Source organism: Caulobacter sp. GW456-12-1-14-TSB4 (assembly GCF_059424195.1).
The window spans coordinates 64,595-85,680 of record NZ_JBWKZF010000019.1 but is presented as its reverse complement, the minus strand read 5'-3'; the positions used below and the strand labels follow the sequence as shown (position 1 = coordinate 85,680).

Below are 21,086 nucleotides of genomic sequence, written 5' to 3'. Positions count from 1 at the left end.
AATGGCTCCTGAAACGCATCGGGCGCGGCCACCTTGCGATGACCGCGCCCGACGAACTTGCAGCCCCAAGCTGGGCTTTGGATATTCCCGCTTAGAACGGCGAGAACTTCTCGACCAGCGACTGGCCGGCCGGGGTCTTCTGCACGCGGCTGATGTCGCCACGGCCGCCGTAGCTGATGCGGGCTTCGGCGATCTGGGTGTGCTTGATGGTGTTGGCCGAGGAGATGTCCTCCGGGCGCACGATGCCGGCCACGGTCAGCTGGCGCAGCTCGGCGTTGGTGCGGACTTCCTGGGTGCCCTGGATGACCATGTTACCGTTCGGCAGGACCTGGCTGACCACGGCGGCGATCGTCAGGCTGATCTTTTCCGAGCGCTGGACGCTGCCGGCGCCGGCGTTGGTGGTGGCCGAGTTGGTGTTCAGGGCGTTGGCCGGATCGAAGCCGCCCGGCAGCACCTTGCCCAGGCTCGATTCCAGGCCCAGCAGGTTGGGGATGCCGGCCTTCATGTTCGAGGTGCGCGAGCTGGCGGTCTGGTTCTTGGTGCTGGCGCTGTCGTCGATGTCGATCATGACGGTCAGGATGTCGCCGACGCGGCTGGCGCGCTGGTCGTTGAAGAACGCGCGGGCGCCGACGCGCCACAGCGAGTTGGCCGAAGCCGCCTGCGGGGCGGGCTCACGGGCCGAGACATATTGCTGCTGCATCGGGGCCAGTTCGGCGGGATAGCCGACCGGGGCCAGGTTCGGGCCCTTCACGGCCTCCTGGACGGTGGAGCAGGCGGCCAGCGGGGCCAGGAGCAGGGCGGCGGCGATGATGACGGGGCGACGCATGGGGTGACTGACCTCTTAGCGAGCGGCGAAACGGACGGGTTGCGAACGAGCTTGCAAGGCCTGGGCCTGCGGACCGACCGCTGCGGAGCCAGGACCGGTCGCGACCGCCTGGATGACTTTCTTGGAGAGCGTGTTCTGGACGGCGAAGACGTCGCCCGTGGCGGCGGCCGCCATCGCTTTGCCTTGAAGCGAAAGGGAAATTCCGTCCGCGTCATAGCTGATGGTGACCATGTCGCCGCTCTTGATGACCTGGGCGGCGCCCACGTCGCGGCTCTGGACTGCGGCGCCTTCACGCAGGGGGCGCTTGGCGGCCAGGCCGATAATGGCGTCGGCGTCGCGGGGGGCGTCCATCGGGGCGCCGGCCATTTTCACGTAGATCAGGTCTTGGGGCTGGACGATTTCGCCGGCCATCAGGCTGCGGGCGTAGGCAAGAACTTCCACATTGGCGCGGGCGGCGCCGGCCAGGCTGGCCCGGGCGCCCGAAGCGCCGGCCGAGACGCCGCCATTGTCCAGGCCTTCGCGGACGATGATGCGGCGGATGCCGTTGGTGTTGGTCCAGTCGAAGCCGGCGCGGCGGGCCGAGACCTGCACCTGGCCGGCTTCGAGCACGGCGGTCGGGCCCATGCGGGCGGCGACGACGATGTCGGCGGCCTGACCGCTGACGCCGTCGAACAGGTCGCCCAGCGTGATACGGCCGTCGGCGTCGGTGGTGTCCATGCGCAGGGTCACCGGCGTGCCGGCGTGGGCCGGGGCCGAGAGGATGGTCAGCGCCAGGGTGGCGGCGGCGGCGAGGAGGAAGGCCTTCATCAGCTTAGCTCCGCAGCTGCGAGGTGGCTTGCAGCATCTGGTCGGCCGTGGTGATCACCTTCGAGTTCATCTCGTAGGCGCGCTGGGCCGTGATCAGCGAGGTGATTTCGGTCACCGCGTCGACGTTCGAGGCTTCGGTGTAGTGCTGCATCAGCACGCCGAAGCCCGGCTCGCCGGGGGCGGCGAGGTTGGCGGCGCCCGAGGCGGCGGTTTCCAGCAGCAGGTTGTCGCCGATCTGTTCCAGGCCGCCTTCGTTCATGAAGGTCGCCAGTTGCAGCTGGCCGATGGTCTGCGGCTGCGGCTGGCCGTCCAGCTTCACCTGCACCAGGCCGGTCTTGCTGATCGTGATGTCGGTGGTGTTCTGCGGGACGGTGATGCCCGGCTGGACCGTGTAGCCGTCCTCGGTGACGATCTGGCCCTGGTCGTTGGTCGAGAAGTTGCCGGCGCGGGTATAGGCCGTCTCGCCCGAGGGCAGCAGAATCTGCAGGTAGCCCTTGCCCTGGATGGCGACGTCCAGCGGGTTGTCGGTCAGGGTCGGGGTGCCTTGCTCGGTGATGCGATAGACCGAGCCGGCCTTGACGCCGCCGCCGACCTGGACGCCGGTCGGGACGATGTTGCCGTTGCTGGACGACTGCGAACCCGCGCGCTCCACCTGCTGGTAGAGCAGGTCCTGGAACTCGGCCCGTTGGCGCTTGAAGCCAATGGTGTTCATGTTCGCGATGTTGTGCGAGATGACTTCGACGTTCAGCTGTTGCGCTGACATGCCCGAAGCGGCGGTGCGGAGAGCTTGCATCGGCTAGGCCCCTTAATTCAGCTTGCCCAGACGCTCGACGGCGCTGCGCGAAAGTTCTGCGGTGTTGTCCATCATCTTGGCGACGCCCTCGTAGGCGCGCTGGATCTCGATCAGCTTGGTGATCTCGACGACGGGTTGGACGTTCGAGGATTCCAGCATGCCCTGATGGACACGAGCGTCCGGCGCGGCGGCCAGGGTGGTGTTGCTGGTGTTGCGGTAGAGGTTGTCGCCGTCCTTGGCGAGCGAGGACAGGTCGTCGGGACGGACCACGCCCAGCTTGCCGACGCGCACGGCGCCCTGGCTGACGGTGCCGTCCTGGCCGATCGAGACCGGGCCCAGGACCGGGTCGATCAGCAGCGGGCCGCCGCCGTCGTCCAGCACCTGGTTGCCTTCCTGGGTGACCAGCTGGCCTTCCGGGTTGGTCGTGAAGCGGCCGTCGCGGGTGTAGCGATCGCCGGCGGCGGTCTGGACGTGGAAGAAACCGTTGCCCTCGATGGCGAGGTCGAAGTCGCCGCCCGTCTTGGTCATGGCGCCTTGGGTGAAGTTGCGGGCGACGCGGTCGTCCAGCACGAACTTCACCGGCGAGGCGCCGTCCAGGGTCTTGGCCGGCTTGGCCTGTTCCGTGCGGACCATCAGGTCCTCGGTCTTGAAGCCGGTCGTGTTGGCGTTGGCGATGTTGTTGGCCACGATGTCGAGCTGGCGGCGCAGCGTCATCTGACGCGAGAGGCCGACGTAGAGCGCGTTGTCCATGGCGAGTTAACTCGGGCGGCTGGCGCGACAAATGCGCCGCAATCCCAGAAGCAACCTTCGTGCCAGTCCAAAAACGCGTTATAAAACAACAAATAGGAAGGTTAACGGCAGGGTGTTGGTCGGAGTCTGCCGGGCAGATTCAGCCTGCGACCAAATGGCTTCAAAAACACATCGTTAACCATGTGGCCCGCATGTGTACGGGTATAGATTCCAAGGAACCGTGCGCGTGGCAAAAGCCCCCGAAAAGGAAGCTCCGGAAGGCGAAGAAGGCGCTGAGGGCGAAGCCCCCGCCAAGAAGAAACCGCCTATCCTGATCATCGCGATCGCCGCGGGCGTCCTCGTGCTGGGCGGTGGCGGCGCCGCGGCCTTTTTCCTGATGAAGCCCAAGCCGGACGCGCACGCCGAAGCCGGCGAGCACGGCAAGGAAAAGAAAGAGAAAAAGGAAAAGAAGGAAGAGAAGGGCGGTCACGGCGACAAGAAGGAAGGCGAGGGCGGCGCGGCCGCGGCCGGCGGCGCGGCCCCGGTCATCAAGGAAGGCCCCGACGGCGTGGTCTTCTACACCCTGCCCGACATCGTCGTGAACATGCAGACCGCCGACGGCAAGTCGACCTTCCTGAAGCTGAAGCTGACCTTCGAGCTGCCGGACCAGGACACGGCCGATGAGCTGACCCCGAACCTGCCCAGGCTCCAGGACATGTTCCAGGCCTTCCTGCGCGAGCTGCGTCCGGAAGACCTGAACGGCAGCCAGGGCACCTACCAACTGCGCTACGAGCTGCTGCGGCGGGTCAACATGGTCGCCGCGCCGGCCAAGGTGAATGCGGTCCTCATCGAGGAGATGCTGGTCAACTAGCCTTCGGGCTGGCTGGGCGAACGATCATGGCGGACGAAATCGACGATCAGGCCGCGATGGCCCAATGGGCCTCGCAGAACCCGCCCGGCGCCTTCGGTGAAGGTGACGCCGGCGGTGGCGGCGGCAATGAGTTTGGCGACTTTTCTGGCGGCATGGGCGGCTGGGACGACGGCGGCGGCGAAGGCGGCTCCGAGCGCATCCTGAACCAGGACGAGATCGACAGCCTGCTGGGCTTCGATCTGTCGGGCGACGGCGGCGAGGACCGCACGGGCATCCGCGCCATCATCAACTCGGCGCTGGTCTCGTACGAGCGCCTGCCGATGCTGGAAATCGTCTTCGACCGCCTGGTGCGGTTGATGACGACGTCCTTGCGGAACTTCACGTCCGACAACGTCGAGGTCAGCCTCGACAACATCAGCTCGATCCGTTTCGGCGACTATCTGAACTCGATCCCGCTGCCGGCCATCCTGGCCGTGTTCCGGGCCGAGGAGCTGGACAACTACGGCCTGCTGACGGTCGACTCCAACCTGATCTACTCGATCGTCGACGTGCTGCTGGGCGGCCGTCGCGGCACGGCCGCGATGCGCATCGAAGGTCGTCCCTACACCACGATCGAACGCGTGCTGGTGCAGCGGATGATCGAGGTCGTCCTGCACGATCTGAAGAGCGCCTTTGAGCCGCTGCATCCGGTCAACTTCTCGCTGGATCGCCTGGAGACCAACCCGCGCTTCGCCGCCATCGCTCGCCCGGCCAACGCCGCGATCCTGGTCAAGCTGCGCATCGACATGGAAGACCGCGGCGGCCGCATCGAGCTGCTGCTGCCCTACGCCACGCTGGAACCCATCCGGAAGATGCTGCTGCAGCAGTTCATGGGTGAGAAGTTCGGCCGCGACAACATCTGGGAAGGCCACTTGGCCACCGAGCTGTGGACCACCCAGACCGAGGTTCGCGCCGTGCTGGACGAGCAGCAGGTGCCGCTGTCGCGCGTGCTGAACATGCAGGTGGGCGACACGCTGATGCTGAACGCCACGCCCGACAGCCTGGTCGAGCTGCGCGCCGGAACGATCCGGCTGACGCGGGGCCGCATGGGACGTCGGAATCACTCGATCGCCATCCGGGCCGAGGCTCCGCTGACGCCCGCCGCCAAGAAGGCCGTGCAGAAGCTGAAATGAGCCTGATCGCCTTCGCCATGAACGGGTTCCTGGCCGTGCTGCTGATCGCGGCGCTGGTCTTCGGCTGGCGCCTGGAGCGCCGCCTGAAGGCCCTGCGCGACAGCCACGAGGGCTTCGCCAAGGCCGTGAAGGACCTGGATCATGCCGCGGCCCGCGCCGAGCAGGGCCTGGCCGATCTGCGCGCCGCGACCGACGAAGCCGCCGAGACCCTGGCGGTGCGCATCGAGCGCGCCCAGGCCCTGGCCGCCCAGCTGGGCGATCTGGTCAGCCGTCCGCTGCCGGCTCCGACCCCGAGCAAGGCCCCCCCGGCGCCGCAAGCCGCGCCGGAGCGTCCCGCGCCGCGCCTGAGCCGCGAGATTCCGCCGGCCGCCGCGCCGCAGACCGATCGCCGCCTGTCGGCCGCCGACTTCGAACGCCTGCTGGACCGCGAAGACCGCGTCGAGCGCGCCGTCCGCAGCGGCGAACCTATTCCCCGTCCGGCCTCGCGGCCGGGCATGGCGTCTAGCCAGACCAATGAAACCCCGCGTTCACGGGCGCGGATCGATGATGATCTCTTCGACGGACCGGGCGATGGCCCGTCCGCCAACCCCAGGGCTCCCCGCCGATGAAGAACGTTCCGCGCATCCTCCCCCTGGTCGGCGTCGCCGTCGGCGGCGTCCTGGCGATCAACGCCCTGGCCGGCGCCAAGTCGCTGCCCGACATGCTGGGCGGGGCCAAGGCCTTCGCCGAAGAGGTGGTCAAGCCCGGCAAGGGCAAGGACGCCAAGCCTGAAGGCGGCGAAGAAGCTGCTTCGGCCGAGAGCGCCGGCCAGCCGGCCGCCGCCAACGCGCCGCCGCCTCGGGTCTGCGCCCCGTCGGCCGATGCGCTCGCCAAGGAAGCCGGCCTGTCGCCCGCCGAACTGCGGGTGCTGCAGAGCCTGGGCGCCCGTCGCGGCCAGCTGGACCAGCGCGAGCAGGACATCGACGTCCAGCTGCAGCTGCTGGCCGCCGCCGAGGCCAAGCTGGACGCCAAGATGAAGGCCCTGACCGGCCTGAAGGGCGACATCTCGGGCCTGCTGGGCCAGGTCGACGCCCAGAAGCAGGCCGAGGTCGATCGCCTGGTCGTCGTCTACCAGGGCATGAAGCCCAAGGACGCCGCCGCCCGCATCACCCTGCTGGACGACAGCGTGCGCCTGCCGATCGCCGCCAAGATGAAGGAACGGGCCCTGTCGCAGATCCTGGCCAACATGGCCCCGGGCGACGCCAAGGTCCTGACCGAACGTCTGGCCGCTCGTCTGGCCAACCCGGCCGTCGAGAAGGGCAAGGCCGCGATCGCCGACAACGCCGCGGCTCCGGCCGCGCCGGGCGCCGCGCCCAACAAGCAGCAGGCCGACGCGGGCCTCGCCGGCGCCACCGATCCCGCCGCCCCGAAGGCCAAGTCGGCCCCCAAGAAAGCCGGCTAAGGGAGGCCCATGACCCTTCGTCAGCTCCTGCGCTCCAGCGTCGCCGCCGCGGTCATCGCGGGGACGCTGGCGCCGTCCGGCTACGCCGCGCCGCCGCCTCCGGCGGCGCGCGCGGCGCTGGACGTGCGCGTGGCGCAGGCGGCGGACTTCTCGCGCATCGAGTTCCACTGGAGCGCGGGCGCGAAGCTTGTTTCCCATCGCGACGGGCAGACCCTGGTGCTGCGGTTCAGCCGCGACGCCAATCCCGATCTCTCGACCCTGAAGATCGCGCCGCCGCGCTGGCTGAAGGCCTCGGAGGCCCGCCACGTCAACGGTTCGCTTGAGATCGTCATTACACTGACGGACGACGCCGACGCCCGCCTGGGCAACGCCGACGGCGTCGACTTCGTCAACCTGTTCGCCCGTCCGGGCGCGCCGCCCGCTGGCCAGACGCCCGCGCCGGCCGCCCCGATCGGCCGTCCCAACCCGATGCCCGCCGGCGGCGTGGTCAAGGTCGGCTTCGAGCGCCAAGATCAGCAGGTGAGCCTGTCGTTCGACTGGGCCGCCCCGGCCGGCGCCGCCGTGTTCCGGCGCGGCGAAGCGGTGTGGATCGTGTTCGACACGCCCGCGCGGCTGGACATCTCCAAGCTGCCGTCGTCCAGCATCCGCTATTCGAAGGTCCAGGCCCTGAAGGGCCTGGACTACACCGCCCTGCGCATCACCACCCAGTCGGGCACGCCCTATGTGGCCGAAGGGCAGGGCGGGTCGTGGAAGATCAGCCTGGGTCCGGGCTCGCAGGCGACGCCCGACGTCATCAAGGTGGCGCGCGACGAGAGCGTCCATCCCGCCACCCTGTCGGCCGCCGTCTCGGGCGTGACCCGTCCGGTCTGGGTCGCCGACCCGGCCGTCGGCGACAAGATGATCGTGGCCCCGGCGCTCGCGCCGTCCAAGGGCCTGCCGTCGCGCCGCGAATATGTCGAGATGGCGCTGCTGCAGTCGGCCCAAGGCCTGGCCGCTGAAGCCTATGCCAGCGACCTGGTCGTCCAGGCCGCTGGCGACCTGCTGCGGATCGGTCGGCCCAAGGGCCTGATCCTGTCGCCGATCTCGGCCAACACCCCGCCGGAAGAGGCCGCCGCCGGCGCACCGCAGCCGATGTCGATGCCGGCCCTGATCGATCTCGACAACTGGCCCAAGACCGGTTCGGGCGGCTTCCTGACCCGCTACAACGCCCTGCAGAACGCCGTCGCCGCCGCGCCGGACGGCGAGGGCAAGGACAGCGACCGCGCCGCGCGCATGTCGCTGGCCCGTTTCCTGGTCGGCTCGCAGATGTCGTTCGAGGCCATCGGCGTGCTGAACGCCGCGGGCCGCAAGCACCAGACCCTGCTGGGCGACGCCGAATTCCGAGGTTTGCGCGGCGTGGCCAAGGTGATGGCCGGCCGCCTGACCGAGGCCGACGCCGACTTCTCCTCGCCCGTGCTGTCCGACGATCCGTCCAGCGCCCTGTGGCGCGGCTATATCTCGGCCAAGCAAGGCCAGTGGGCCGACGCCCGCACCAAGTTCACCGGCGGCGGCCGGGCGCTGGACCTGTTCCCGCCCACCTGGAAGGCGCGCTTCCTGCACGCCCAGGCCCAGGCGGCTCTGGGCACGGGCGACGTGACCGGCGCGCTGCAATTGATCACCAAGGCGCTGGCCGTCCCCAAGGTCCCGCTCGAGGACCAGCTGGACATCCGCCTGACCCAGGCCCGCGCGTTCGAGGCAAAGGGCGAGAAGGTCCGCGCCCTGCGCATGTTCCAGGCCATCGCCAAGGCCCCGTACGACCGCCTGGCCACGCCGGCCATGCTGCACGCCACCGAGATCGGCTACGCCAAGGGCCAGATCACCGCGCCGAAGGCGGCCGAGACACTGAACCAGCTGCGCTATCGCTGGCGCGGCGACGGCGTCGAGCTGGAGGTCATCCGCTCGCTGGGCCGGCTCTATATCGACCAGGGCCGTTATCGCGAGGCGCTGGAAGTGCTGCGCTCGGCCGGCCGTCAGTTGCCGGACCGTCCGGAAGCCGTGGCGCTGCAGAACGATCTCTCGAACACCTTCCGCCAGCTGTTCCTGCAAGGCCTGGCCGACGGCATGCAGCCGGTTCAGGCCGTGGGCCTGTTCTACGACTTCCAGGACCTGACCCCGATCGGCGCCGACGGCGACCAGATGGTCCGCAACCTGGTGCGCCGCCTGGTCGACGTCGACCTGCTGGACGACGCTGGCAAGCTTCTGAAGTACCAGGTCGACAACCGCCTGAACGGCGTGCCCAAGGCCCAGGTCGCCACCGACCTGGCCTGGATCTACCTGATGAACAAGAAGCCGGAGGATGCTCTGGCCGCGATCAACGACACGCGCACGACCATCCTGCCGCCGGCCCTGAACGCCGAGCGCCGCCTGGCCACCGCCCGCGCCCTGATGGGCCTGGGCCGCTATGACGACGCGCTGGAGCTGATCGACAAGGACAACAGCCGCGACGGCCAGGAGATCCGCGCCGAGATCGCCTGGAAGCAGCACACCTGGCCGGCGGCCGGGGCGCTGTACGAACGCTCGCTGGGCGACCGCTTCAAGACCCCGGGCGCGCTGACGCCGGGCGATGAGGCGCGCCTGCTGCGCTCGGCCGTGGCCTACAGCCTGGCCGACGACGACGCCTCGCTGGCCCGCCTGCGCGCGCGCTGGTCGGGCTTCATCGACTCGGCCGGCAATCCTGACGGTCTGCGCGTGGCCCTGCAGGGCATGAACGTCGAATCGCTGTCGGCCTCGGACTTCAGCCGCGTCACCGCCGACAACGAGGCCTTCAACGGCTGGATCGGCCGGATGAAGGACAAGTTCCGCACCGGTCAGCCCGCCGGTTCGCCTGCTCGCGCCAGCAAATAGGGCAGGGGTTTTCCCTCAAGCGCCCGTTCCGCTGAACACCGAGGCAGAACAAGCCTCCGTCGGCGGCGACGTCACCGAAAATTCACCCGCCAAAACCGGATTGGTCTTCTGGCGGCCTCCGGACGTTTAGCCTAATCAGGGCCCGCCAGCCGGAGGCCATTGGGGCCCACAGGGGCTGGCGGTTGGCGACCGCTTGCCTTTACGGCGCAGGCATGTCATGACAACGTTGTCATAGGGTGGACGACATTGGCTAAGAAGAACCAAGACGCCGACAACGGGCGCGAAGTGCTGGTGCTGCTGGGCGGCGCGGGGGATCTGGCCCTGCGGATGCTGCTGCCTTCGCTGTATTTCCTCGAGCTGGATCGTCTGCTGCCGCACGATCTGCGGATCGTGGGCGTGGCCCGCGCGGACCATGACGCGGACGGCTACAAGGCGCTGGTGCGCGAACAGCTGGGCAAGCGCGCGACGGTCGAGGAGGGGGTCTGGAGACGCCTGGCCGAGCGTATCGACTACGTGCCCGCCGACATCACCAGCGAAGCCGACGCCAAGAAGCTGGCCGACCGCATCGGCGCGCATGGTTCGCTGGTCATCTTCTTCTCGCTGTCGCCCAGCCTGTACGGCCCGGCCTGCCAGGCGCTGCAAGCCGCCGGCCTGACCGGCCCCAGCACCCGCCTGATCCTGGAAAAGCCTCTGGGCCGCGACCTGGAGAGCTCCAAGGTCACCAACGCCGCCGTCGCCGCCGTGGTCGACGAGAGCCAGGTTTTCCGCATCGACCACTATCTGGGCAAGGAGACGGTCCAGAACCTGACCGCCCTGCGCTTCGCCAACGTGCTGTTCGAGCCCCTGTGGGACCGCAACACGATCGACCACGTGCAGATCACCATCGCCGAGACCGAGAAGGTCGGCGACCGCTGGCACTATTACGACGAGTACGGCGCGCTGCGGGACATGGTGCAGAACCACATGCTGCAGCTCCTGTGCCTGGTCGCCATGGAGGCGCCGTCGGGCTTCGATCCGGACGCCGTCCGCGACGAGAAGGTCAAGGTTCTTCGCAGCCTGCGTCCCTTCACCAAGGAGAGCGTGGCCCACGACACCGTGCGCGGCCAGTACGTGGCCGGCGTGGTCGAGGGCGGCGCCCGTCCGGGCTATGTCGAGGAAGTCGGCAAGCCCACCAAGACCGAGACCTTCGTGGCCATGAAGGTGGCGATCGACAACTGGCGCTGGGACGGCGTGCCGTTCTTCCTGCGCACCGGCAAGAACCTGCCCGACCGCCGCACCCAGATCGTCGTCCAGTTCAAGCCGCTGCCGCACAACATCTTCGGTCCGCGGACCGATGGCGAGCTGTGCGCCAACCGCCTGGTCATCGACCTGCAGCCGGACGAGGACATCTCGCTGACGATCATGAACAAGCGTCCGGGCCTGTCGGAAGAGGGCATGCGCCTGCAGTCGCTGCCGCTGTCGCTGTCGTTCGGTCAGAGCGGCGGCCGTCGCCGCATCGCCTACGAGAAGCTGTTCGTCGACGCGTTCCGCGGCGACCGCACCCTGTTCGTGCGTCGTGACGAGGTCGAGCAGGCCTGGAGGTTCATCGACGCCGTCTCGGCCGCCTGGGCCGACGCCGGCATCGAACCCGCGCCCTATGCGGCCGGCACCTGGGGTCCGCAGTCGGCCCAGGGCCTGATCTCGCCCGGCGGCCGGTCCTGGAAGGCGTAAGCACCATGCCCCAATCTTCGCTTTCTAGGCCCCAGATCGAAGCCTTCCCGACCCGCGAGGCGCTGTACGACGCCGCCGCCTCGACCATCGTCGAGGCCCTGACCACGGCGGTGGCGACCCATGGCGTCGCCGGCTTCGCGGCCACGGGCGGCTCGACGCCGGCCCCGGTCTATGATCGCCTCTCCCAGGCCACCGCGCCCTGGGACAAGGTCATGGTCACCCTGACCGACGAGCGCTGGGTCCCGGCCACCGATCCTTCCAGCAACGAGAAGCTGGTGCGCGAGCATCTGCTGACGGGGGAGGCGGCCAAGGCCGGCTTCTCGCCGCTGTATTTCGACGGCGTCAGCCATGAGGAAGCCGCGCTGAAGGCCCAGGCCGGCGTCGCGTCGGCCGCGCCGTTCGGCGTGGTGCTGCTGGGCGTGGGCCCCGATGGCCACTTCGCCTCGCTGTTCCCCGGCAATCCGGTGCTGGCGCGGGGCCTCGATCCCGAGTCCGAACGGCTGGTGCTGGCCGTGCCGCCGGGCGATCCGGCCCCGGACATCCCCCGTCTGAGCTTGACCTTCCAGGCCCTGACCCAGACGGCGCTGATCGTGCTGCTGGTCACCGGCCAGGCCAAGCGCGCGCTGCTGGACGGCGAGGTCGATCAGGCCTTGCCGGTCGCCGCCATTCTGAACCAGGACCGCGCCAAGGTCCGCATCCTCTGGGCGGAGTAATCGCCATGAGTCTGAACCCCGTCATCGCCGCCGTCACCGCCCGCATCGTCGAGCGTAGCAAGGACAGCCGCGCGGCCTACCTCGCGAACATGGAACACGCGATCGAGAGCCAGCCGGGTCGGGCCAAGCTGTCCTGCGCCAATTGGGCCCACGCCTTCGCCGCTTCGCCGGGCGTGGACAAGGTCCGCGCGCTGGACCCGAACGCGCCGAACATCGGCATCGTCTCGGCCTATAACGACATGCTGTCGGCCCACCAGCCGCTGGAAGAGTACCCGGCGCTGATCAAGGTGGCCGCGCGCGAGGTGGGCGCGACCGCCCAGTTCGCCGGCGGCGTGCCGGCCATGTGCGATGGCGTCACCCAGGGCCGTCCGGGCATGGAGCTGTCGCTGTTTTCGCGCGAGGTCATCGCCATGGCCACGGCCGTCGCCCTGACCCACGACGCCTTCGACTCGGCGCTGTATCTGGGCGTCTGCGACAAGATCGTCCCGGGCCTGGTGATCGGGGCCCTGACCTTCAGCCACCTGCCGGCCCTGTTCGTGCCCGCCGGCCCGATGACCTCGGGCCTGCCCAACAGCGAGAAGGCCCGCATCCGCGCCCTCTACGCCGAGGGCAAGGTCGGCCGCGCCGAACTGCTGGAAGCCGAGCAGGCCAGCTATCACGGCCCGGGCACCTGCACGTTCTACGGCACGGCCAACACCAACCAGATGCTGATGGAGCTGATGGGCTTCCATCTGCCCGGCTCGGCCTTCGTCCACCCCAACACGCCGCTGCGCGAAGCCCTGGTCAAGGAAGCCGCGCGCCGCGCCGCCGCCGTGACCAACAAGGGCAACGAGTTCATCCCGGTCGGCCGGATGATCGACGAGAAGTCGGTCGTCAACGGCGTGGTCGGCCTGATGGCCACCGGCGGCTCGACCAACCTGGCCCTGCACATCATCGCCATGGCCCAGGCGGCCGGCGTGATCCTGACGCTGGAAGACCTGGACGACATCTCCAAGGCCACCCCGCTGCTGGCGCGCGTCTATCCGAACGGCGCGGCCGACGTGAACCACTTCCAGGCCGCCGGCGGCATGGCCTTCATCATCCGTGAGCTGCTGAAGGCCGGTCTCGTCCACGAGGACGTCCAGACCATCGCCGGCCCCGGCCTCTCGCTCTACGCCCAGGAGCCGCACCTCGAGGACGGCGTCCTCAAGTGGCGCGAGGGCGCGACCGAGAGCCTGGACACCGCCATCGTCCGCCCGGTCTCCGACCCGTTCAGCCCCGAGGGCGGCCTGCGTCTGCTGGCCGGCAACCTGGGTCGCGGCGTCATGAAGATTTCCGCCGTGAAGCCCGAGCACCATGTGATCGAAGCCCCGGCGGCCGTGTTCCAGGAACAGGAAGACTTCATCGCCGCCTTCAAGCGCGGCGAGCTGGACCGCGACGTCGTCGTGGTCGTCCGCTTCCAGGGCCCGTCGGCCAACGGCATGCCGGAACTGCACAACCTGTCGCCGTCGATCTCGGTGCTGCTGGATCGCGGCTACAAGGTCGCCCTGGTCACCGACGGCCGCATGTCGGGCGCCTCGGGCAAGACGCCCGCCGCCATCCACGTGACGCCGGAAGCCGCCAAGGGCGGGCCCCTGGCCTATGTCCAGGACGGCGACATGATCAGCGTCAACGCCGAGACCGGCGAACTGAAGATCCTGGTGGACGAAGCGGCTTTCCGCGCTCGCACGCCGGCGAACGTCCCGGCGTCCAAGCCGGGCTTTGGTAGGGAACTGTTTGGATGGATGCGCAGCGGGGTCGGCGCGGCCGACGCCGGCGCTTCCGTCTTCGCTTGAGGAAGCACTAGGTCATGGACGGCAATCACAGCGTGGGCCTCGGCCTCGTCGGCGACATCGGCGGCACCAACGCCCGCTTCGCCCTGGTCGAATTCGATGGTCAGGACCCGCGCCTGATCGAGCCCACGGCCTACAAGGGCGAGGACTACGGCACGGCCGAGGACGCCATCGAGCACTATCTGCAGAAGGTTGGCGTCCGCCATCCCGATCAAGCGGTGGTGGCCGTGGCCGGCCCGATCGAGCACGGCTCGGTCCTCATGACCAACCTGAACTGGCGGATCTCGGAAGACAGCCTGCGTCGCGCCGGCGGTTTCCGGAACGCCAAGCTGATCAACGACTTCACCGCTCAAGCGCTCGCGGCGCCGCGCCTGGGCCCCAAGGACCTGCGCCAGATCGGCCACCTGCCGACCTCGGGCGAGGGCGACCTGGCTATCCTCGGCCCGGGCACCGGCTTCGGCGTCGCCGGCCTGGTGCGTCGTCACGGCCAGGAAATTCCGCTGGCCACCGAGGGCGGCCACGTCGCCTTCGCGCCCCTGGATGAGGTCGAGATCGAGGTGCTGCGCGCCCTGACCAAGCAGTTGGACGGCGGCCGCGTCTCGGTCGAGCGCATCCTGTCGGGTCCGGGCATGGAAGACCTGCACATCGCCCTGGGCGCCGCCGAGGGCCGCAAGGTCGAGGCCCTGGCCGCCAAGCAGATCACCGAACGCGCGACCGAAGGCTGCGCCGACAGCCTGGCCACCGTGAACCGCTTCTGCGCGGTGCTGGGCTCGACGGCCGGCGACATCGCCCTGACCCTGGGCGCGCGCGGCGGCGTGTTCATCGCCGGCGGCATCGCCCCCAAGATCATCGACATCCTGGAGAAGAGCCCGTTCCGCGAGCGCTTCGACGCCAAGGGCCGCCTGTCGGGCTTCACCCAGGCGATCCCGACCCACGTGATCCTGCATCCGCACACCGCGCTGATCGGCGCGGCGGTCGCTCTGACGCCGGAGGGCCGGGCGGCGGTCGCGTAAGCGACGACCGCCCCTTCTTCCTATCGCGGGGCCGCCTTCAGCTTGGCGGAGCGGGCGGCCAGAATGCGTTTGCACTGCGTCGCGTCGAAATTGAGCTCTTCGGCGTCATGCTCGCCCTGGCTCGTCCATAACCGCATGTAACGCTCCGCACGATCCTTTACGGCGGCGGGAAAAGCGGTCGGCGCCTGCAGTGGGGTCAGGTAGGCCTGGTACTGGGCGCGGGTAAGGTGATTGCCGCAGATGGCGACGCCGTAGGCCATGTCGCCGGCCGCCCGGATGTAGTCATCCTGCCAGCTGGCGTAGCCCGTGGGCAACAGCAGCTCGTCAGCGCCCCTGCGGGCAAGGACGTCATCGGTGGTGGCGGTGTCGGTCACCAAGAAGCGCCCGATGGGGTCCTGGGCGATCTGATGGCAAGTGACCACCCAGCCCTGCATGCGGCTGAGGATCAGGGCCGCGAATTTCGGTCCATTCGTCTGGTCGCCGTGGGTCGCGGCCTTCGTCGCGGCCGCCGCCTTTTCCACCGCGTCGTTGAGATAGATCATGGCCAAGGACTCGGAGACCACGAACCTGGAGGCTTCGGCCACAGCGGCGTTGGCGAAGCGCTCCGTGTCGTCCTCGTGGATCTTGAACCCCATGAATTTGCAGGGTCCGATCTGGCCGGCATAGCGGCCCAACTGGTTCAGCCGGGTGACGGGGTCCTTGTCGGCTTGAGCAAACGCCGAGGTCGCGCTCACAGCGCAGAGCGCGGCCGACATGGCCACGACTTTCCAATTCAACATATGAAGCCCCCAAGGCGTCGCGACGACGCCACAACCTCTGGATAGCGGCGCCCATTTCCGGCTGTAAAGCCCGCAAGCCTCTCGTTTTGAGGAGCAGCGCGCTTGGGGCTCGCCATGACAACCCTGTCATGGCTTAGTATCCGCCACGCCGGGGAGAATCGGCGCGGTGAGGGACGGAATTGAGCGCCAAAGTCACGATCCACGATGTGGCCCGCGAGAGCGGGGTCTCGATCAAGACCGTTTCGCGGGTGCTGAACCGTGAGCCCAACGTCAAGGCCGACACCCGGGATCGGGTGCAGGCCGCCGTGGCGGCGCTGAACTATCGGCCCAACATCTCGGCCCGGAGTCTCGCGGGCTCGAAGGCCTATCTGATCGGCGTGTTCTTCGACAACCCCAGCCCCGGCTACGTCACCGACGTGCAGCTGGGGGCCATCGCGCGCTGCCGGCAGGAAGGCTTCCACCTGATCGTCGAGCCGATCGACTCGACCGGCGACATCCAGGACCAGGTCGAGCCGATGCTGGCCACCCTGCGCATGGACGGGGTGATCCTGACCCCGCCGCTCAGCGATCATCCGGTGGTGCTGGCGGCGCTGGAGCAGGAGGGCGTGGCCTATGTCCGCATCGCCCCGGGCGGCGACATCGACCGCGCGCCGTGGGTCAGCATGGACGACCGCCTGGCCGCCTACGAGATGACCAAGCACCTGATCGGGCTGGGCCATCGCGATATCGGCTTCATCATCGGCCACCCGGACCACGGCGCCTCGCACCTGCGCCACCAGGGCTTCCTGGACGCCATGCGCGACAGCGGGCTGATCGTGCGTGACGACCGGGTGGAGCAGGGGTTCTTCTCGTTCCGCTCGGGCTTCGACGCGGCCGAGAAGCTGCTGGGCGGGGCGGATCGTCCGACCGCCATCTTCGCCTCGAACGACGACATGGCCCTGGGCGTGATGGCCGTGGCCAATCGCATGCGCCTGGACTTGCCGGCCCAGCTGTCGGTGGCCGGCTTCGACGACACGCCCGGCGCCAAGATCACCTGGCCGCAGCTGACCACCGTGCGCCAGCCGATCCACGCCATGGCCGGCGCCGCCGCCGACATGCTGATGCATGGCGTCGAGCGGGAGGAGGGCGCACCGCCGCCCTCACGCGTGCTGGAGTTCGAACTGGTGGTCCGGGAGTCCACCGGACAAGCGCCAAACTAGGGGATTGGGCCATGCAAGGCGGCTGGTAGCGCAATCATATTGACCTTGACAGCGCTGTCCATTTGGCGCGACATCAAACCGATCAAGACGGTCGTCCACGAAGGCGGCGTCGGAGGAAACGCCAATGACTTCGCCCTTCAGCGCCCGTCGCGTCTTGCTTGACGCACGATCACTCCCCTCCAGGCGGTCCTGAAACCGCTTCCCTTCCGCTCGACGCGGTTTCTCGCAAGCGCCGCGTCGAGCGCTTTTCTCCTGACACTCCACACGATCCGCCCGGGGGCGGGCGCATCCTGGGAAGAACCATGTCCGCATCCAGCCTCGTCCGCGCGTCCGCCCTGGCCCTGATCCTGGCCGGCGGCCTCTCGGGAACGGCTTCGGCTCAAGCCTCCGCCGTGGCGCATCCCAGCGTTTGGCCCAAGGCCCACAGCCCCGCGACGATCACCGACGCCAAGACCGAGGCCTTCGTCGCCAAGCTGATGAGCCAGATGAGCGTCGAGGAGAAGGTCGCCCAGACCATCCAGGCCGACGGCGCCTCGATCACGCCCGAGGAGCTGGCCAAGTACCGCCTGGGCTCGGTGCTGGTCGGCGGCAACAGCGCCCCGGACGGCAATGACCGCGCCACGCCTCAGCGCTGGGTCGAATGGATCCGCGCCTTCCGCGCCGCGGCCCTGACCCCGCGCGGTGGCCATCAGGAAATCCCGATCATCTTCGGCGTCGACGCCGTGCACGGCCACAACAACGTCGTGGGCGCCACGCTTTTCCCGCACAATGTCGGCCTGGGCGCGGCCCGCGACCCGGACCTGATCCGCCGCATCGGCGAAGCGACGGCCCAGGAGATGGCCGCCACCGGCGCGGACTGGACCTTTGGTCCCACCGTGGCCGTGCCCCGCGACGAGCGCTGGGGCCGCGCCTATGAGGGCTATGCCGAGGATCCGGAGGTGGTGAAGACCTATGCCGGTCCGATGACCCTGGGCCTGCAGGGCGCGCTGGTCGCCGGCAAGCCGCTGGCGGCGGGCCACGTCGCCGGCTCGGCCAAGCACTTCCTGGCCGACGGCGGCACGGCGGGCGGCAAGGACCAGGGCGACGCCGAGGCCTCCGAAGCCGACCTCGTCCGCCTGCACGCCGCCGGCTACCCGCCGGCCATCGACGCCGGCATCCTGTCGGTGATGGTCTCGTTCTCCAGCTGGCATGGGGTGAAGCACACCGGCAACAAGAGCCTGCTGACCGACGTGCTGAAGGGGCGACTGGGCTTCGAGGGCTTCGTGGTCGGCGACTGGAACGCCCACGGCCAGGTCGAGGGCTGCACCAACACCAACTGCGCCCAGGCCTATCTGGCCGGCATGGACATGATGATGGCCCCCGACAGCTGGAAGGGCCTCTACGACAACACGCTCGCTCAAGTGAAGGCCGGCCAGATCCCGATGGCGCGCATCGACGACGCCGTCCGCCGCATCCTGCGGGTCAAGGTCAAGGCCGGCCTGTTCGCGGACAAGCGGCCGCTGGAGGGCCAGTACGAACTGCTGGGCTCGCCCGCTCACCGCGCCGTGGCGCGAGAAGCCGTCCGCAAGTCGCTCGTTTTGCTGAAGAACGACGGCGTGCTGCCGCTGAAGAGCTCGGCCCACGTGCTGGTGGCCGGCGACGGGGCCGACGACATCGGCAAGGCGGCCGGCGGCTGGACCCTGACCTGGCAAGGCACGGGCAACAAGAACAGCGACTTCCCCAACGGCCAGTCGATCTATGCCGGCATCGCCGACGCGGTGAAGGCCGGCGGTGGCAGCGCTGAGCTGTCCGCCTCGGGCGAGTTCAAGGCCAAGCCGGACGTGGCCATCGTGGTGTTCGGCGAGAACCCCTATGCCGAGTTCCAGGGCGACATCGCCAATGTCGAATACCAGCCGGGCGCCAAGACCGACCTGGCCTTACTCAAGAAGCTGAAGGCCGCCGGCATCCCGGTGGTGTCGGTGTTTCTCAGCGGCCGGCCGCTGTGGACCAACCCGGAGATCAACGCCTCGGACGCCTTCGTCGCCGCCTGGCTGCCGGGCTCGGAAGGCGGCGGCGTCGCCGACGTGCTGATCGGCGACAAGGCCGGCAAGGCCCGCCACGACTTCCAGGGCAAGCTCTCCTATTCGTGGCCCAAGCGCGTCGATCAGGAGCCGCTGAATATCGGCGACAAGAACTACGACCCGCAGTTCGCCTATGGCTACGGCCTGACCTACGCCAAGCCGGGGAAGGTGGGCGCGTTGTCCGAGGACCCGGGCGCCGCCTCGGCCGCCGTCAATGTCGATCGCTACTTCGTGGCGGGTCATGTCCCCGCGCCGTGGACGATGAACGCCGCCGGCGCGGCGTCGCTGAAAACCATCGATGCGGGCGCTCAGGAAAACGCACGCCAGGCGACCTGGAGCGGCGAGGGGAGTGGGACCGTTACCATCCTTGGCCCGCCTGTGGATTTGTCGCGCCAGACCACCGGCGACATGGCGATTTCGATCCGTTACAGGGTGGATGCGTCCCCAGAGAAACCGGTTTCCCTGGGTTTGGCCTGTGGCGAATCCTGCGGGGCGACGGTAGACGTAACGTCAACGTTGTCAGGTGCGAAACTCGGCGAATGGCGTACGGCCAAGATCAAACTTTCCTGCTTCAAGGCCAAGGGCGCGGACGTGACGCACGTTTCGTCCCCCTTCTCGCTGTCCTCCGCCGGACGCATGACACTGTCATTCACCGAAATCAGACTGGCCTCCAACGAGGGCGACGCCTTCTGTCCGCCAAGCTGAAACAAGAAGGAGCGACGGCATGATCCGCGCCCGCCGCTCACGCATCGTCGCCACCATCGGCCCGGCCTCCAGCTCGCCGGAAATGATCGTCACCCTGGCCAAGGCCGGGGCGGACGTCTTCCGCCTGAACTTCAGCCACGGGGCTCACGAGACCCACGCGGCGGTCTATGCGGCGATCCGCGAGGCCGAGAAGGTGGTCGACCGCCCGCTGGGCATCCTGGCCGACCTGCAAGGCCCCAAGCTGCGCGTCGGCAAGTTCGCCAACGGTCCGGTCATGCTGAAGGCCGGCCAGGCCTTCCGCTTCGACAACGACCCGACCCCGGGCGACGAGACCCGCGTTCACCTGCCGCACCCGGAAATCCTGACCGCCATGCGGCCGGGCGCGACCCTGCTGCTGGACGACGGCAAGCTGCGGATGGTCGTGACCGACGCAGGGCCGGGCTACGCCAACACCACCGTCGCCAACGGCGGCAAGCTTTCGGAACGCAAGGGCGTGGCGGTGCCGGATGTCGTCATCCCGATGTCGCCCCTGACCGCCAAGGACCGCGAGGACCTGGCCTTCGCCCTGCGCCTCGGCGTCGACTGGATCGCCCTGTCGTTCGTGCAGGCCCCGGAAGACATGGCCGAGCTGCGCCGCATCGTCGAAGGCCGCGCCGCCGTGCTGGCCAAGATCGAAAAGCCCCAGGCGCTGAAGGTGCTGGGTCCGATCATGGACCTCTGCGACGGCGTCATGGTCGCGCGCGGCGACCTCGGCGTCGAAATGGCCCCGGAAGAAGTGCCGGTGGCCCAGAAGGAAATCCTGCGGGAAGCGCGCGCGCGCGGCATCCCGGTGATCGTCGCCACCCAGATGCTGGAGTCGATGATCAGCTCGCCGACCCCGACCCGCGCCGAAGCCTCGGACGTCGCCAACGCCGTCTATGAGGGCGCGGACGCGGTGATGCTGTCGGCCGAGTCCGCCGCCGGCGAATATCCCGAAGAGTCGGTGTCGATGATGAACCGCATCATCGAGCGCGTGGAGCGTGACCCGCGCTGGCCCGAGCTGATGCAGGCCGAGCAGAAGCACGACGACGATGACGCCGATGTGCTGGTGGTCGCCGCCGCCGGCGCGGCCAAGTCGGGCTCGACCAAGTGCCTGGTGGCCTTCACCACCACGGGCGCGACCGCCCGCCGTCTGTCGCGGGAACGTCCGCTGCAGCCGGTTCTGGCCCTGTCGCCCGACATCAACGCCGTGCGCCGCATGGCCCTGTGCTGGGGCATCGAGCCGCGCGTCAGCGCCCAGCCCGATAGCCTGGAGGTCGTCACCACCGACGCCTCGAGCAAGGCCCTGGAGCTGGGTCTGGTGGCGCCGGGCGAACGCCTGCTGGTCGTGGCCGGGACGCCGTTCGGCGCGCCGGGCGCGGCCAACCTGCTGCGCCTGGCGCACGCGCCGGCGCCGGTTCGGCGGCGATAGGGTAGAAGATGCTCCCCCTCTGGGGGAGCTGTCGGCAAAGCCGACTGAGGGGGCGTCGCCGGCCTATGCCGAGCTGCCCCCTCCGGCCCTATGGGCCACCTCCCCCAGAGGGGGAGGAGAATAG

General features: G+C 68.9%; 17 protein-coding genes. 12 read left to right on the top strand and 5 right to left on the bottom strand.

Features of this window, described 5'->3' with window-relative positions:
• Positions 1-91 precede the first annotated feature (91 nt).
• Genes flgH through flgF form a run of 4 tightly spaced genes read right to left on the bottom strand, consistent with a single transcriptional unit; the run spans position 92 to position 3,176 of the window.
• Positions 92-826: a flagellar basal body L-ring protein FlgH gene (flgH, locus tag AC07YH_RS17765; RefSeq protein ID WP_494748284.1), complete on the bottom strand. Its 735-nt coding sequence runs from the start codon at positions 824-826 to the stop codon at positions 92-94.
• Positions 827-841: 15 nt separating this feature from the next.
• Positions 842-1,633, bottom strand: coding sequence for a flagellar basal body P-ring formation chaperone FlgA (flgA, locus tag AC07YH_RS17760; RefSeq protein ID WP_494748283.1), 792 nt, complete (start codon positions 1,631-1,633; stop codon positions 842-844).
• 4 nt (positions 1,634-1,637) lie between these two features.
• Positions 1,638-2,426, bottom strand: a complete 789-nt coding sequence (flgG, locus tag AC07YH_RS17755; protein ID WP_494748282.1) for a flagellar basal-body rod protein FlgG — start codon at positions 2,424-2,426, stop codon at positions 1,638-1,640.
• Positions 2,427-2,438: 12 nt separating this feature from the next.
• A complete protein-coding gene (gene flgF / locus AC07YH_RS17750) occupies positions 2,439-3,176 on the bottom strand; it encodes a flagellar basal-body rod protein FlgF (RefSeq protein ID WP_494748281.1) in 738 nt (245 codons plus the stop codon).
• A gap of 226 nt (positions 3,177-3,402) precedes the next feature.
• Here flgF and fliL point away from each other — a divergent pair, with 226 nt between their 5' ends.
• The 9 genes from fliL (at position 3,403) to glk (ending at position 14,769) form a co-directional block, all read left to right on the top strand.
• The gene (gene fliL / locus AC07YH_RS17745; protein WP_494748280.1) at positions 3,403-4,026 is read left to right on the top strand and encodes a flagellar basal body-associated protein FliL; all 624 of its coding nucleotides are present in this window, start codon (positions 3,403-3,405) and stop codon (positions 4,024-4,026) included.
• A 26-nt stretch (positions 4,027-4,052) separates the two neighbouring features.
• Positions 4,053-5,198, top strand: a complete 1,146-nt coding sequence (fliM, locus tag AC07YH_RS17740; RefSeq protein WP_494748279.1) for a flagellar motor switch protein FliM — start codon at positions 4,053-4,055, stop codon at positions 5,196-5,198.
• The gene (locus AC07YH_RS17735; RefSeq protein ID WP_494748278.1) at positions 5,195-5,806 is read left to right on the top strand and encodes a DUF6468 domain-containing protein; all 612 of its coding nucleotides are present in this window, start codon (positions 5,195-5,197) and stop codon (positions 5,804-5,806) included. The genes fliM and AC07YH_RS17735 overlap by 4 nt, the downstream gene beginning before the upstream one ends.
• Positions 5,803-6,639 (top strand): MotE family protein, encoded by an 837-nt coding sequence (locus tag AC07YH_RS17730; protein ID WP_494748277.1) that lies wholly within the window; start codon positions 5,803-5,805, stop codon positions 6,637-6,639. Before AC07YH_RS17735 ends, AC07YH_RS17730 begins: the two co-directional genes overlap by 4 nt.
• A 9-nt stretch (positions 6,640-6,648) precedes the next feature.
• Positions 6,649-9,522, top strand: coding sequence for a tetratricopeptide repeat protein (locus AC07YH_RS17725; protein WP_494748276.1), 2,874 nt, complete (start codon positions 6,649-6,651; stop codon positions 9,520-9,522).
• 246 nt (positions 9,523-9,768) lie between these two features.
• The gene (zwf, locus tag AC07YH_RS17720) at positions 9,769-11,232 is read left to right on the top strand and encodes a glucose-6-phosphate dehydrogenase (protein ID WP_494748275.1); all 1,464 of its coding nucleotides are present in this window, start codon (positions 9,769-9,771) and stop codon (positions 11,230-11,232) included.
• Between the two features lie 5 nt (positions 11,233-11,237).
• Positions 11,238-11,945 (top strand): 6-phosphogluconolactonase, encoded by a 708-nt coding sequence (pgl, locus tag AC07YH_RS17715; RefSeq protein ID WP_494748274.1) that lies wholly within the window; start codon positions 11,238-11,240, stop codon positions 11,943-11,945.
• A 5-nt stretch (positions 11,946-11,950) separates the two neighbouring features.
• Positions 11,951-13,759, top strand: coding sequence for a phosphogluconate dehydratase (edd, locus tag AC07YH_RS17710; protein WP_494748273.1), 1,809 nt, complete (start codon positions 11,951-11,953; stop codon positions 13,757-13,759).
• A gap of 14 nt (positions 13,760-13,773) precedes the next feature.
• The gene (gene glk, locus AC07YH_RS17705) at positions 13,774-14,769 is read left to right on the top strand and encodes a glucokinase (protein WP_494748272.1); all 996 of its coding nucleotides are present in this window, start codon (positions 13,774-13,776) and stop codon (positions 14,767-14,769) included.
• A gap of 20 nt (positions 14,770-14,789) precedes the next feature.
• Here glk and AC07YH_RS17700 read toward each other — a convergent pair whose 3' ends face one another.
• Complete coding sequence (locus AC07YH_RS17700; protein ID WP_494748271.1) at positions 14,790-15,524, bottom strand: hypothetical protein; 735 nt, start codon at positions 15,522-15,524, stop codon at positions 14,790-14,792.
• Positions 15,525-15,727: 203 nt separating this feature from the next.
• Between AC07YH_RS17700 and AC07YH_RS17695 the strand changes: the two genes are divergently transcribed.
• The 3 genes from AC07YH_RS17695 (at position 15,728) to pyk (ending at position 20,962) form a co-directional block, all read left to right on the top strand.
• Positions 15,728-16,747: a LacI family DNA-binding transcriptional regulator gene (locus tag AC07YH_RS17695; RefSeq protein ID WP_494748270.1), complete on the top strand. Its 1,020-nt coding sequence runs from the start codon at positions 15,728-15,730 to the stop codon at positions 16,745-16,747.
• A 302-nt stretch (positions 16,748-17,049) separates the two neighbouring features.
• Positions 17,050-19,512, top strand: a complete 2,463-nt coding sequence (locus AC07YH_RS17690) for a glycoside hydrolase family 3 protein (protein ID WP_494748269.1) — start codon at positions 17,050-17,052, stop codon at positions 19,510-19,512.
• Between the two features lie 19 nt (positions 19,513-19,531).
• Entirely contained in the window at positions 19,532-20,962 is a 1,431-nt protein-coding gene (gene pyk, locus AC07YH_RS17685; RefSeq protein ID WP_494748268.1) for a pyruvate kinase, read from the top strand.
• Positions 20,963-21,086: the final 124 nt, after the last annotated feature.